The sequence below is a fragment of the Micromonospora sp. RL09-050-HVF-A genome (assembly GCF_019374995.1).
In the GTDB taxonomy this organism is placed as follows: domain Bacteria; phylum Actinomycetota; class Actinomycetes; order Mycobacteriales; family Micromonosporaceae; genus Micromonospora; species Micromonospora antibiotica.
Genome location: NZ_JAGKQP010000002.1, coordinates 568,720 through 582,393, shown reverse-complemented (window position 1 = coordinate 582,393; position 13,674 = coordinate 568,720). Strand labels below are relative to the sequence as shown.

The window sequence follows — 13,674 nt, the reverse complement described above, 5'->3', positions numbered from 1 at the left end:
CGGCCGGTGGGCGCCGACATCCTCGACACGGCCCGGGGCGGCGGACGGACGGTCAGCCTCAGCTTCGACGACGGCCCGAACCCCACCGACACGCTGCGCCTGCTCGGCGTCCTGCGGCGGCACCGGATCACGGCCGTGTTCCTCCTCTGCGGTGGGCAGGTCGAGGCCCACCCCGAGGTGGTCCGCAGGATCGTGGCCGACGGTCACCGGCTGGGAAACCACAGCATGCACCACGACGACATGACCACCTGGTCGCCCGGCCGGATCGAGGCGGATCTGCGGGAGACCAACGAGGCCATCCGGCGGGCCGTACCGGATGCCCGGATCCGCTACTTCCGTGCGCCCTACGGGGCCTGGGGGGCGAGTCCCGGCGTCGCCGCCGCGTTGGGCATGCGACCGCTCGGCTGGCGGCTGGCCGTCGGTGACTGGGAACCGCCGGGCACCGACGAGCTCGTCCGCCGACTCCTCGACGGGGTCACCCCCGGCGCGGTGGTGCTGCTGCACGACGGTGGTGGGGACCGCAGCCAGAGCGTCGCCGCCGTCGACCGGGTCGCGCCCGTGCTGCGCGCACGACGCTGGCGGTTCACCCTGCCGGCCGACTGATCCGCTGCCGGCCCGCCCCGGCGGATCGGGCCGGCAGCAGGCGAAACGTACCGGCCGACCGGTTACGGCCGGTGCGGGTGGTGGGTGGAGGGGTCGGGGTGTACCCGCCCACCCACCACGCCGTCGGGGTGCCGCCGGTCCACGTCCCTGGACGCGGCGGCACCCCGACCTGGACGGTCACGGCAGGCGTGACCTACCGGACGACACCCCCGCCACCACCGCTGTTGCCACCGCCGCCGCGCCGGTGCTGGTCACGGGTGCGGTCGGACCCGTTGCGCCGGCTCACCGGCTCGTGCGACGAGCCGCTGTCGCGGCCGCTGGTCCGCGAGGTGTGGGTACGGGAGGTGTGGTTACGCGAGGTGGCCCCGCCCCTGCGGTGCGAACTCGCGGTGTCGGCGACGTCCCCCCGGGCCTCCGTGTCCTGCCGGGGACGCCCCGGCTGTTCCCGGGGGCCCCGGGTGACCATGAACGCGGAGCCCGCGCCGTGCACGATCGCCCCGGCGTTGCCGGCCGTGGTGTCCTGACCCGGCGCGTAACCGACGCCCCAGGTGAGCGCGCCCGCGGCGGCCACCGCGCCGTAGGCGGCCCGCACCATGTCACCCTGCCGGCCGTTGCGCAACGAGTTGACCACCTCCTTGCCCACCACGTACATGCCGGGGCCGGCGGCCAGGGCCAGGCCCACGCTGTTGGCCACCGCGTTGCCGCGCAGGCCGGCGCTGCCCTGCACCCCGGGCGACGCGACCAACGACACGAAGTTGACGATCCGCTCGTCGTTCTCCACGACCCACCGGCCGGCCCGCTGCGCCCAGGTCTCCACCCGGTTCTGACCCAGCCGGTGCTCGCTGGTCTCCCCCGCGCCCCACTCGACGCTGATCGAGTCCCCCGGGCCGGGGCTGCTGCGGCCCGAGGAGGTCGACGAACTGTACGGCTGGCCCACCTCGGCCCGGTAGTCGTCGGCGGTGTACTGGCCGTAGCCCGACTGCACCGACGAGGTGCTCGGGGCGCCCTGGCTGTAGTTGCTCGGCGTGTAGGCGCCCGGGGTGTAACTGACCTGGCTGTAGACGCTCGGCGAGTAGACGACCTGCGGCTCGGACTCGGTCGGGGTGGGCGGGTAGTGGACGCTGTAGCTCTCGCTGCCGGTGGGACTTCCGCTCCCGCCCGGTGGTGGCTGATGGGGTGAGGACACCTGGGCTCCTTGATGCTCGACCAGCGGTTGACACGCTCATTACGACCGGCCCGGCGTCCCGGTTCAGCCGGCGGTCGGGGTTTCTCGCCAGTTCGCCTGCCACGGCGTCGCGGTGGCCTTGCCGGCGGCCCGCTCGGTGATCGCCGCGACCTCCTGCCGGGCCTGCGCCGAGATCCGCCCCGCGTCCGGCTCCTTGTACCAGGGCCGCAACGTGATCACCGCCGGCCGGATGCCGGTGGCGAGCAGCAGCGCGGTCCCCTTCGGCAGGGCCCGGATCCGGTCCGGCGGCAGCACGTGTTCCTGCCGGTACGAGGTGGACCGCGACGAACCGTCCCGGCTGCGGGAGACGCTCACCGTGCTGACGTCGTGCTGACCGACCAGCTTGGAGACCTTCTCCACGAAGTCGGCGTCGTCGAGGCCCGCGCCGAGCAGCTTGATGGTGGCGGCGCCCCACAGCGCGTCCATCCCGGCCTCACCCCAGACCCGGGACCCCTGCCGGTAGCTCTGCAACAGGGTGACCACGTTGATCCCCCGCGATCCCAGGTGCGAGTAGAGGTCCGGCAGGTCGGAGATCCGGCACACGTTCGCCGCCTCGTCCAGCACCGCCGTCATCGGCGGGTCGAGCCGGCCACCCATCCGTTCGGCGGCGACCACCCCCGCCCGCAGGGTCGCGTCGGCCAGGCCGGCGATCACCCCGGCGGCGGAACCGCCGCCGTCCTTGGACAGCAGGAAGAGGGTGTCCCGGCCGAGCACGTGCCGGTCCGGGCGGAACTGCGGCAGGTACGGGTCCGGGGAGACCCAGGCGAGGATCTCCGGGTCGAGCAGGCACGCCACGCACTGCCGGGCCGTCTCGTAGATGCCGTCGCGGGTCTCCACCGCCCCGCGTACGGTGCCCTGCAACTGCTCGGCCATCGCCGCCATACCCGCGTCGCGGAGCAGGTCGATCGGGGTACGGTCGGCCGGGTCGGCCAGCCAGCCGAGCAGTTCGGCGACCGGGGCCCGGCCCCGGGCGGCGGCCAGGAAGAGCGCGGTCAGGGTGTTCTGCGCCGCCGAGATCCAGAAATCCTTCTTGGCGGTGTCGTCGTTGACCGACGCCACGAAGTGACCGGCCAACCGGCGGGCCCCCTCGATGGTGACGCAGTCGGCGAGGATGTCCCACCACATCTGGCGGGGAACGTGCGCGATGCCCTGCGGGTCGAAGGTCCACACCGTACCGACACGTTCCCGCTCGGCCCGGGTCACCGCGTACACGTCGGACTTGTTGGAGGTGAGCAGCACCGCGCCCCGGGCCCGCAGCACCCGGGGCACCGCGATGCCGGTGGACTTGCCGGCCCGGGGGGCCATCAGGTCCAGCTCCACGTCCTCGAAGGAGGAGCGCAGCTCCGGGCCGTTGGGTGACAGGTCACCGAGCAGGTTGCCGGTGTCGTCCGGGGCGAGTTGCCGTACCCCGGCCAGCGAGGGACGCAGCTCCCGGGCCCGGGCCGCGATCCCGGCGGGCGTCAGCGGGGCCAGGTCACGCACCCGGGCCAGCCCGACGCCGCGCCCGCGCAGGTCGAGCAGCCGGCGACCGACTAGCACCGCCGGCACCACCACCAGCAGCGCCACCACGAGCATCCCGGAGTAGAGCGCGTACGGTGACGCCCCGGGCCAGAGCGCGCCGGCCGCACCGGAGATCACCATGAAGTACGCGCCGAGCGTGAACGGCGGCGTCTGCCAGCCGTGTCCGGTCAGCCCGGCACCCAGGGTGCCGCCCAGCCAGGCGACCGTGAACAGTGCCGCGTTGGCGAGGACCACCAGGCAGAACGCCCAGAAGAACAGGTCCGCGCCCCGGGGCGAGCCCGACGACATCCGGCTCACGCGTGCCACCCCCGCTCACCGGCGACGACCTGGTCGGCGAGGTGGGCCAGCTCCGGCCGGGTGGCCAGGTTGCCCAGTTCCGCCTCGACCTCGAAGGCCGCCTGCCGGGCCGCCGCCCGCTCGGCGGCCTGCTGGGCGGCGTACCCGTTCTGCACCCAGCGCTGGTTGGTGTCGTGCAGCCGGCGCTCGGTGTCGGTGATGGAGACCCGGATCGGGATGCCGGGTCGGCCACCCACCTTGATCAGGAACCGGCCCCGCCCCGGTGGCTCCTCGTTGCTGCCGGTGCTCGCCCAGCCCGGCGGCGACGACCAGGAGGAGACCAGCTCGATCTCCCGTTTGGACAGGCCGATCACCCGACCCAGGTCGGTCATCTCCGCCGCCGGCAGCCCGGCGCAGGCCACGATCCCGGCCCGTTCCACGAAACCGCGCGCCTTGGCCCGGTCGGCGTCGGAGCCCAACGCCTCGGCGTCCTTGAGGGTGTGGGTGATCTTGGCATCGCCGAGGCCGAGCGACCGGTTGAGCCGGGTCAGCGCGTCGATCCGGTCGACGATGCCGGACGCCGCCCGCAGCGGCCGCCACAACTCGTCGAGGATGGTGAAGAACCAGCGGCGCGGGGCCAGCCCGGCGTCGGCCATCGCGTGCGACGCGGCGACCGTGCCCAGGCCCTCGGACCAGGCCGCCAGCATCGCCGCCGCGGTGAGCTGGGTGTCGGACTCCCCGATCCGGGAGATGTCGATGCACACGGCGGGGGCGTCCGGGTCGATCCGGGTGGAGGTGGACGAGCCGAAGGTGTCACCCAACGCACCGTCGAGGATGCCCAGCAACGACCGGTGCAGCGGGTCCACCGCGTCCCGGTAGCGGCTCTCCTGCCCCCGGTCCAGGGTCACCGCCCGGACCCGGTCGGGCCCCTCCTCCAACACCCGCAGCAGGTCCGGCAGGAGCGGGGCCCGGCCCTGCGGGGTGCGTTCCCGCAGGTGCCGCAGACAGGCGGAGAGCACCGACTGCTCGTGGTCGTCCAGCGCCCGGCCGCGCACGATGGTCAGCAGCGCCGCCACCATGTTCAGCACCCGACCGTGCGTCTCGGCGGCCAGCGCCCGGCCGGCCCGGCCGCCGATGCGTTCGGCGGCCAACCCCATCGCCCCCGGGTCCAGCACGTTGATCCCGCCGACGCCACGCCCGATCGGGATCACCTGACCGCCGAGGGCGCGGACCGTGTCGGCGTAGTCCGGCTTGAGGTCGCCGAGCACCAGCGGCACCACCCCGGTCGCGGCCAGGCCCACCGCCATCCGGTTGATCAGGGTCGACTTGCCCAGGCCGGGCATGCCCAGCATGAACAGCGACGGATTGGAGATGTAGCGGGCCCGGGTGAACCAGGAGATCGGATCACCGCAGACCGTGGCGCCGGTGAACAGGTGCTGACCGAGCGGCACCCCGGACATCGGCGCCCCCGAGCCGGCCGAGAACGGCCACAGCCCGCACGCCTGCACGGTGGTGGCCCGCCACATGGTGGGCGCGTCCAGGTAGCCGACCCGGCCACCGCCGGGCCCCTCCCAGCCCCGGGCCGAGGGGGGCAGCTCACGGCGGGGCCGGGCCGGTCGGGTCTTCTTCGGCGCAACGGGGGCCTCGTCGTCCGGGTCGCCGACCACCCCGGCCAGCGCGGTCCGCGCCCCCGAGGTCCCGACCGGCCAACCCGCCCCGAGCCCACCCGCGCGCAGTGCCGGTGCGCCGGTCACATCGCCTCCTGAAGTTCGTGTGGCAGCACGGTCTGCTCCCACGGGAGGATTCCGGTCGGCAGGGTGCAGGTGAACGCCGCCGCCTGCATCCGGTGGGCCGGCCGCATCGCGATCCGGGTGGCCCCGGTCATGTTGCGCACCAGCACCGACGCGTCGTCGAGCTGGGAGCGGTCGTCGACCGTGACGGTCAGCATCAGCGAGAACTCCACCAGCCCCGCCCCGGTGGCCTCCTCGGCGGCGGCCTGCTCGGCGGCGCGTACCTCGGCGGCGGCCCGCGCCTGCACCATGCCCCGCCCGGAGGTGGCCATGAACTGCGCGGTGCGGCGGTCCGCCTCGACGATCCGGGCCGAGGTCGCCGGGTCGATCGGCCGGTAGAGCAGCGCCACCCGTTTGCGGCGGGTCCCGGCGGAGGCGTCGAGCATGGTGCGCAGCACACTGGAGCGCACCGTGCCCCGGGGGGCCAGGGTGAGCAGCCAGGTCCGGGACACCCCGGAGTCGTGCTGGTAGGCGTCCACCGACTCGACCGCGGCGACCGGCCCGCAGTCGGCCCACTCCAGGCCGGTCCGCCCGTGCTCGGCGCGGACGCTGAGCACCTCGGCGGCGCAGGCCGGGTCGTACGCCACCCGGACCACCTCGGCGATCTGCTCGGCGGTCAGCGGCTCGGCGACACCCCCACCGGCACCGATCAGCCCGGTCAGCAGGCTCGGCACCCGGATGGCCAGGTCGGTAACCACGTCCTCCGGGTCCCGCCGTGGCCCACCCACCGGGGCGTAGGTGAGGGTGATGTACGAGTTCATCTCCGACGACGCCGACGGGTAGTCCTCGACCACCTCCTCCAGCACCGCACGGGCGGCGGCGGGGGCGGCGGCGTCCAGCCGGGGCAGCACCTCCGCCGCGAGCCGGGTCCCCGGGTCCGGGGCGGTCTCCACCACCACCGACGCCCCGCGCAGCCCCGGTTCGTGGGCGAGCCGGGACAGCCACTCGCCCCACAGCGACACCCACGTGTCGACCTGCTCCGGGTCGACCAGCGAACCGCCGTCGGGCTCACACCGCAGCACGATCGTGTAGAGGTTGCGGCTCTTGTGGTGCAGCACCCCGAACGGTCGGTCGTAGGCGTCCCGGCCTTCCCGGGCGAGCACCCCGCTGAGCAGGCCGGGCGGGGGGAAGCGGCCACCCGGTCGGGCCGAGAGCGGCCCCGAGACGTACAGGTGCTCCCGGCGGGACACCCGACGCGACCAGCCGATCCGCAACGCCAGGAGCTGGTACAGGTTACGGCCGTCCTGGGTGCGTACGGCCATCGGCAGCAGGGCCACCACGAGCGGCACGCCGACCACGAACGCCGCCTGCAGCGACGCCAGCGAGGCCAGCAGCACCAGCACCAGCCCGCCGAACACCCCGACGGTGCCGACCAGGCCGAGTGGGCCCAGCCCGGCCCGGCGGGGCCGACGCCAGTTGCCGTACGTCGGTTCGATGACGGCTTCGGTCGTCATTGCCTCTCCCTCGTCTCACCGGACCGCCGCCCGACCGGGTCGTCCGGTCGGCGGCGGTCCGCGCTGTCAGTTGTGGCCGGCGTCGCCGTCCGCGCCCGACACCGTGCCGGCCGCCATGTTCCGACCGGTCCGGGCCGCCCGTTGCGCCCCGTCGATCGCCACCCCGACCGGTCCGGCCAGCCGGGCCGCGGAACCCGCGGCGGCTGCGCTGCCGCCACCGGTGCCGCCGGTACGGCCGGTGCGTCCCTCGCTGCCAGCCGGGCCCTGCCCGCCGGTGTCGCCCCGACGGCCCTGCGGTCCGCGCGCCCCGGACGGGGCGCCGCCACCCCCGCCGCCCGAGGACAGGGCGGACCCCGCGACCCGCTTCGCGCCGGAGGCGACCATGCCGCCCGCGGCCGAGACGGCGGTCCCGGTCGGGTCACCGGTGCCCAGCGCCGCCGTGGCCGGCACCACGATCTTGAGCAGCGCCGGCAGGGCGACCGCCGACAGCAGCAGGACGCCGATGCCGGCGATGCGGATGTGCGAGGAGTTCTGGGTACGGCTGCCGACGGCGAGCATCTCCGCCCCGGAGAACATGATCAGACCGACGGAGGGCTTGTAGAGCAGCCAGGCGATCGTCCAGCCGATGTGCTTGCGCCACCAGCCGGCCCCCCAGTTCGTCATCGACGCGGCGGCGGCCAGCGGCAGGGTGCCGAGCATGATGGTCATCACGCCCAGCCGCAGGTAGAGCATCAGCACGTGCACGATGGCGGCGATCAGCAGCAGGAAGGCCAGCACCAGCAGCAGGAACGACTCGATGGAGGAGCCGTTGTCCACACAGGGCACCCCCATGATCACTTCCATCGCCGCGGACCTGAGCAGGTGGTCGGAGAAACCGTCGGAGAGGCTGGCCGCCCGGCCCACCACCCACGAGCCGGCCCCGGCGACCAGGATGACCCGCAGGAAGCCCTGCAACGCGGTCCGCCCGGCGGTGCCCTTGCGTTCCATCGCCATCCGGGCGGCGGCGAACAGCACCGACCCGATCGCGAGATAGGTCACGACCCACTCGATCTGGTCGCTGATCAGGCTCGGCACGTCGTCCGGGCCGCCCTCGGTCGTGGTGCCCAGCGTCGGCACCGAGACGCTCAACTCGGCGAAGATGGAGATCGCGGCGGCCAGCATCAGGTTGGCGATCATCCGGACCAGGGTGCCGATCGGGTCACCGAGGAACGAGAAGAAGCCGGTGATGATGTCCAGGGGATTGGGAGGCGAACACCCGCCCATCTACTTCCTCCAGAGTGTGTAGCCGGCGCTGCCGGTGACCGTGCCCAGCGAGGCGTGCACCACCCCGGCCCGCGACGGCGCCACCTTCCAGTCCCCGGCGTCCCAACGCAGCTCGACCAGGGTCGCCACGTAGCCGCCGGCACCGGTCTTGACCAGTAGTTGCACCCGGGCCGTGTCGGCCGCGTACCGGGCGAGGGCGAAGCCGGCGTAGCTGCCCCCGCCACGACTGGTGACGACCCCGGCGGCTGCCTCCAGCCGGGCCACCAGCACGTCCCGGCCCGGTCCCGGCACCACCTGCCGGTCGGTCACCGTCCGCCAGGTGGCCCCGGCCAGTTGGGTTGGCACGGCGTGTGCCGCCAGCACCGCACCGATCGGGGTGTGCGCGAAGCAGCCCAACACCCCGTCGGCGGTACGCGACGGTCCCTGGGTCGCGGAGACCGGCACCCGGTCCCCACCGTCGAGGGTCCGCCACGCCACGTCGTCCGGCGGCACCGCCGGCCCCGCCGCGACCACCGTCCGGGGCGGACACTGCGCCACCTGCGCGGCGGCGTTACGGGCCACCGGGTCGGCCGGGGTCTCCCGGGCCGACCCGGACATCCAGGCCCCCGCCGCCAGCAGCGCCATGCCGGCGAGGAACGCCACCGAGAGGATCCAGCCGCGCTCGGTCCAGAACGGCGGGTCCGCCGGGGTCCGGCCGCGCCCGCCGGTCACTGTGGCTGGCCTGCGGTGGTGCCGGCACCGCCGAGGAAGAAGTTCGCCAGCGGGCCCGCGACGGCGACCAGGATGCAGCCACCGAGCACCAGACCGAGCCGGGACATGTGCTCGGAACTCTCGCCCCGCTTCACCGAGATCGCCATCATCGTGCCGGTGATCAGCACCCCGGCCACCCCGGCGGCGGTGCCGGCCCAGGCGATCAGGCCCAGCAGCTTGTTCACCAGGGTGGTCAGCTGCCCCGGCGCGTTGGGGGTCGGGTTGATCCCCCCACCCCCGGCGGGTTCCGGGTCGAGGGCCATCGGGAAGCGGGCGACCAGGTAGGCGGCGGCGTACTGGGACAGGCTCGTGAACGACATCGGAACAGCTCCTTCGGGCAGGTGGCATCACCGGAGGCGTCGACGACGCTCCGGCGGTGACGGGGTGGAACGGGCCGGCAGTGCGGGGTGCGCTGTCCGGCCGGCGGCGATCCGGCTCAGAGTCCGAGGTCACCGAAGAACATGACGAGTGGTCCGGCGGTCGCGCCGAGCACGCAGCCCATCGCGACGAACACCGCCCCACGGAAGTGGTCGCTCATCTCCCCGGGAACGCCCCGGTTGAGTTGGATGGCCATCGAGATGCCGAGGATGAGCAGCCCGGCGACACCGGCCGCGCTGACCCCCCAGGCGAGCAGGTTCAGCAGGTCGTCGGCCGCACCACCCGCCGGGTTGTACGGCGGCGGGGGTTTGAGGCTCGGCAACGGGGAGGGCGCCGCCCCCGGGCCGAACGCCAGGAGGTGGCCGGCGAGCCGGTCCACGCCGTACCCGACGGTCATGACGGACTCCCGTCCCTGGCCAGGCCGGTCGCCGCCCGGAGCCGTTCCAGGGGCTTGGGCATCCGGGCGGGCTGCTGGCCCAGCCGCCAGGCGGGTATCCACGGCACCCGGTGCACCGGCGCGACCGACCGCAACACCCGGATCCGGCGGGCCAGCACCGGCGGCAACCGGCCCGGGGCGTCGGCCAGCAGCACCAGGCCGGCCAGCCGCATCCCGGGCGGGTGACGGCCCTCCCGCAGGGCGTTGAGCGCCCGGGACACCGCCCGCATCCCCTCGGCGTCGGTCCGGCCGACCAGCATCACCGTGGCCGGCTCCGCCCGCGCCGCGTCCGGCCACCGGCAGCCCAGGTCGGTGCCGCCGAAGAGCCGGGTGAGCGTCGTCGCGCCGGCACCACCGTGCGCCGCGATCCAGCCCAGCCCCACCTCGGACAGCGACCGCCGGGGCGACGCGACCGGCCCGGGACCGGTCCGGGCGGACAACGGCCCCGGTGACATCCGCGATGCCGGGTCGCTCATCGTCGCGGACCCCATGCACCCACCTCCTCGCCAAATGTCGCTCCAGTTCGTCGGCGTCCCGGTTGAACCACCCCGGGTCCGGTCCCGTCATCACGGCGGGCCGGGCAGTCGACGGACGCCTCTACGGGGGCTCCCGCCCCCCGGTTCACGCCGGGGACCAACTTTTTCCACCGCGATGGTGAGCAGCCTGGGAGGCGACATGGCAACGTCCGACAACGACGGCGCGGAGCCGACGCAAGGGTCCAACCGCAGCAGCGCGGCCCTGATCGGCGCGGCCGTCGCGGCCGGGCTGAGCTGCCTGGCCACGCCGGTGGTCGGGGTCGTCGGCGCGGCCGCCGTCTTCGTGATCGGCGCGCTGGGCGTGCTGCTGGCCCCGCTGGTCGCGTTGATCCTGTTCTTCGGGGGCGGCGGTGGGTCGGCCGACCCGGTCAGCGTCGCCGACGACTCGTTGGCCGCCGCGCAGGGCGACGGCAAGGGGACCCTCGACCCCGACCAGGTGCCCGAGGGCCTGGTGGACAGCATCGAGGGCGCCGGGAAGACCTGCACCCAGATCGGGCCCGTGGTGATCGCCGCGCAGATCGAGGTGGCCTCCGGATGGGACCCGGCGAAGGTCGGCGCGAACGGGGAGAAGGGCATCTCCCAGCTCCCGCCCGCGGTCTTCGCCCAGTACGGCGAGGACACCGACGACGACGGCGACACCGACGCGACCGACGAGGAGGACTCGATCGCGGCACAGGCCAAGCACGTCTGCGCCCTGGCCGGGCAGGCTCAGGCCCTCATCGACGACGGCCAGGCGATCGGTGAGGTGCTCGACCTGACGCTCGCCGCGTACGCCGTCGGCATCGACGAGGTACGCCGGTCCGGTGGTGTGCCCTCGACCAACGCGGCGCAGCTCTACCTGGCGCAGGTCCGCTCCCTGTTCGCGAAGTACCAGGGGCTCGGCGGTCCACCGCCGTCGTTCCCGCCGACCGCCTCCCCCAGCGCGTCGCCGACCGGCGACTGACCCCGACCGACCCGCTGACCGACCGATGAGGAGTTCCGATGACGGTGACCCCGCAGGACCAACGCCCCGCCGGGCGGCAACAGCGCCCCGACGACGGCCCACCGCCGAGCGACGCGCCGCCGACCTCGCCGTTCATCCTCTACCTGCGCGACGAGGAGTACGCCGAGGAGCTGGAGCTGCTCAGCAACTGGGTCCGGCTGTTGCTCGTGCCGATCTACGCGCGGGAGGCGTCCTCGACCGCGCCGTGGTGCGGGCGGTGGTGGCAGCACCCCGAGGCGGTGGCGCAGTTGCACGGCCTGTGGCTCGCCTGGCAGGAACTCACCGGGCCCGACGCCGGGCTGTGCGGCCCGGCGAACTGGCACCGCGACTATCTGGAACCGGTGCTGAACAGTCTGCGTAGCCCGACCGGGCCGTTCGCCGGGTGCAAGGCGGGAGCACACCGGGCCAAGGAGGTCCCGCACACCGACCCGTACTGACCGACGGTGGCCCGACGACGGGGGCGGGGTCTCGTCCGCGATCCACCCGCGACGTCGCCGCATCCGGTCTACCCGGCCGGCCGGGGAGACCGGCCGGCTCAGCGGGAGACCGGCCGGCTCAGCGGGAGATCGGTGCGGTGACGACGGCGGTGCCGTCCACCAGGCCCACCGTGACGAAGGCCAGGTCGGCGACCGGCAGCGACAACTCGCCGGTCACCTCCTGCGGCCCGGTCGAGGCGGTCCAGTCCCGCACCACGTGCGTGACGCCGTCGCGGGTCACCGCGAACAGCCGGTACCGCAGGCCCTGACGCAGCCCGGTGGCGGTGATCCGGATGGTGGAGCCGCGCCCCTCGTCGGTGGTGATCGCCACCGAGAGGCTCACCCCCTGGGCCGGGGCCTCGCCGGTCGCGGTGAGCACCACTGCGCTATGGCCACCGAACCCGGTGACGGCCGCGACGCCACCGGCCAGGACGACGGCCACCAGGGCGGCGGCCACCCCACCCCAGAACAGCATCCGACGACGGCGGGCCGAATCCGGCCGGGTGCCACCCGTTGCGGACGCCGACCCCGGTCGGTCCCCGCCGGGGCGGCTCCCCGACGGCCGATTCCGGACCGGACGGCCGGCGTCGGCACGCGGACCGGTGCCCCGGCGAGCGCCACGCCGGGCCGTCCCGGCCGGTTCATCCGCTGCCCTCGGCGGGGTCACCCCGGCGCTCGGGTCCGCACCGGTGACGGTGGCGACCGGCTCAGCCGCGCGGGGTGCGTCGGTGGTGCGGGGTGCTGGGTCGGAGGTGCGGGGTGGGTCGGAGGCGCGGGTCGGTGGGTCGGGCACCGGCTGCCTCGGCACCACTACCGGGGCGGACGCCGCCGGCACGTCGGGGCCGACAGCCGGCGGCGGCCCGGCCGGTGGGGCGAGGCCCGGGGCGGGTGTGTGGCCGGCCGGCGGGAGGAACTCCGCCGGTGGCGCGAACTCCGGCAGGCCACCCAGGTCGTCCCAGTCGGCGGCGGCCAACCCGCCGAGGGCGCTGGTCACGCTGCCCATCTCACCGGCTGCGGACAGGCACTCCCCGCACCCGGCCAGGTGGGCCTCGAAGGCGACCCGGTCGGTGTCGTCGAGCGCGCCGAGCAGATAGAGGGCCAGGGCGGAGTGCTCAGCGGTGGGGTGTTCGCCGCCGGTGCGCATCACGCCCTCCTTTTCGACCCGGAGACACCGATGACGGTGTGACGACCCCCGGGACGGTGAGCGTCCGGGGGGTCGAACGGGAGATCGACACGTCGCGTCATCAGGAGGACTCGGTCGGGCCGATCGCTGCGTGCAGCGCGCGCACCGCATAGTACGTCCTGGACTTTACCGTACCCTCCGGGATGCCCAGTCGCTGCGCGGCTTCGGCGACCGACGAACCCTTGTAGTACATCTCGACCAGCACCTCGCGGTGCTCCGGTTTGATCTGTTGCAGCGCCAGCCGGACCGTGTGGGTGCTGACCACCCGGTCCATCTCGTCCTCGGCCGAGGCGAGCCGGTTGAGGTCGGGGATGGCCACCTCGGGCGGGCGGGACTGCCGGGCGCGCATCGCGTCGATGGCCACGTGCCGGGCGACCGTGTAGAGCCACGGCGCGATCCGACGCGGGTCCTCGGCCAGGGTCTCCAGGTTGCGCCAGGTGCGTAGGAACGTCTCCTGGACCAGGTCCTCGGCGAGTTCCTGCCGGCCGAGGACCAACCGGGTGAGGAACCGCAGCAGCGGCCCCCGGTACTGCTCGTGGATCGCCCGCATCAGGGCCTCGGGGGAGGCCCGTTCGGTCGCCGCGTCGCCGGTCACCCCGGGCGCTTCGTTGGGCACCGCCGACACAGAACGCCTCCCCCTGACGTACGGGTCGTGCCCGTACGGCCGCGCCGTCGTCTCGACGTCGAGCCCGCCTAGGAAGAGAGCATAACCGTGCTCATCGGACGGTCCACCAGGCCATCGTGTGGCCGGTCGGAACCGTCGGTGCAGGGTGGTGGACGCCGTGGCCCCGACGCACCGGT

14 protein-coding genes are annotated in these 13,674 nt (G+C 74.3%); 3 read left to right on the top strand and 11 right to left on the bottom strand.

The window, feature by feature from the left end:
- The first annotated feature begins 6 nt into the window (after positions 1 to 6).
- Entirely contained in the window at positions 7 to 603 is a 597-nt protein-coding gene (locus J7462_RS02860; RefSeq protein WP_219461387.1) for a polysaccharide deacetylase family protein, read from the top strand.
- 193 nt (positions 604 to 796) lie between these two features.
- Here the strand turns inward: J7462_RS02860 and J7462_RS02855 are convergent, their stop codons facing one another.
- The 9 genes from J7462_RS02855 to J7462_RS02815 form a co-directional block, all read right to left on the bottom strand.
- Entirely contained in the window at positions 797 to 1,789 is a 993-nt protein-coding gene (locus tag J7462_RS02855) for a hypothetical protein (protein WP_219461384.1), read from the bottom strand.
- Between the two features lie 63 nt (positions 1,790 to 1,852).
- Positions 1,853 to 3,637 carry a type IV secretory system conjugative DNA transfer family protein gene (locus J7462_RS02850; protein ID WP_219469940.1) on the bottom strand — a complete coding sequence of 595 codons (1,785 nt, stop codon included), beginning with the start codon at positions 3,635 to 3,637 and terminating at the stop codon, positions 1,853 to 1,855.
- A 5-nt stretch (positions 3,638 to 3,642) separates the two neighbouring features.
- A complete protein-coding gene (locus J7462_RS02845; RefSeq protein WP_308290712.1) occupies positions 3,643 to 5,379 on the bottom strand; it encodes an ATP/GTP-binding protein in 1,737 nt (578 codons plus the stop codon).
- Positions 5,376 to 6,869 carry an SCO6880 family protein gene (locus tag J7462_RS02840; protein WP_219461381.1) on the bottom strand — a complete coding sequence of 498 codons (1,494 nt, stop codon included), beginning with the start codon at positions 6,867 to 6,869 and terminating at the stop codon, positions 5,376 to 5,378. The genes J7462_RS02845 and J7462_RS02840 overlap by 4 nt, the downstream gene beginning before the upstream one ends.
- A gap of 66 nt (positions 6,870 to 6,935) precedes the next feature.
- Complete coding sequence (locus J7462_RS02835) at positions 6,936 to 8,132, bottom strand: hypothetical protein (protein WP_219461378.1); 1,197 nt, start codon at positions 8,130 to 8,132, stop codon at positions 6,936 to 6,938.
- Positions 8,133 to 8,843 carry a hypothetical protein gene (locus J7462_RS02830; protein ID WP_219461374.1) on the bottom strand — a complete coding sequence of 237 codons (711 nt, stop codon included), beginning with the start codon at positions 8,841 to 8,843 and terminating at the stop codon, positions 8,133 to 8,135.
- Positions 8,840 to 9,202: a hypothetical protein gene (locus J7462_RS02825; RefSeq protein ID WP_255597559.1), complete on the bottom strand. Its 363-nt coding sequence runs from the start codon at positions 9,200 to 9,202 to the stop codon at positions 8,840 to 8,842. Before J7462_RS02825 ends, J7462_RS02830 begins: the two co-directional genes overlap by 4 nt.
- Positions 9,203 to 9,318: 116 nt before the next feature.
- Positions 9,319 to 9,657 (bottom strand): hypothetical protein, encoded by a 339-nt coding sequence (locus J7462_RS02820; RefSeq protein ID WP_208566200.1) that lies wholly within the window; start codon positions 9,655 to 9,657, stop codon positions 9,319 to 9,321.
- Positions 9,654 to 10,187 (bottom strand): hypothetical protein, encoded by a 534-nt coding sequence (locus J7462_RS02815; protein ID WP_255597558.1) that lies wholly within the window; start codon positions 10,185 to 10,187, stop codon positions 9,654 to 9,656. The genes J7462_RS02820 and J7462_RS02815 overlap by 4 nt, the downstream gene beginning before the upstream one ends.
- Positions 10,188 to 10,371: 184 nt before the next feature.
- Between J7462_RS02815 and J7462_RS02810 the strand changes: the two genes are divergently transcribed.
- Positions 10,372 to 11,175 carry a transglycosylase SLT domain-containing protein gene (locus J7462_RS02810; RefSeq protein ID WP_219461368.1) on the top strand — a complete coding sequence of 268 codons (804 nt, stop codon included), beginning with the start codon at positions 10,372 to 10,374 and terminating at the stop codon, positions 11,173 to 11,175.
- A gap of 38 nt (positions 11,176 to 11,213) precedes the next feature.
- Positions 11,214 to 11,651 (top strand): DUF4913 domain-containing protein, encoded by a 438-nt coding sequence (locus J7462_RS02805; RefSeq protein WP_219461365.1) that lies wholly within the window; start codon positions 11,214 to 11,216, stop codon positions 11,649 to 11,651.
- A 118-nt stretch (positions 11,652 to 11,769) separates the two neighbouring features.
- Here the strand turns inward: J7462_RS02805 and J7462_RS32890 are convergent, their stop codons facing one another.
- The gene (locus tag J7462_RS32890) at positions 11,770 to 12,834 is read right to left on the bottom strand and encodes a zf-HC2 domain-containing protein (RefSeq protein WP_219461363.1); all 1,065 of its coding nucleotides are present in this window, start codon (positions 12,832 to 12,834) and stop codon (positions 11,770 to 11,772) included.
- Between the two features lie 100 nt (positions 12,835 to 12,934).
- Positions 12,935 to 13,489: a sigma-70 family RNA polymerase sigma factor gene (locus J7462_RS02795; protein ID WP_208566204.1), complete on the bottom strand. Its 555-nt coding sequence runs from the start codon at positions 13,487 to 13,489 to the stop codon at positions 12,935 to 12,937.
- Positions 13,490 to 13,674 lie beyond the last annotated feature (185 nt).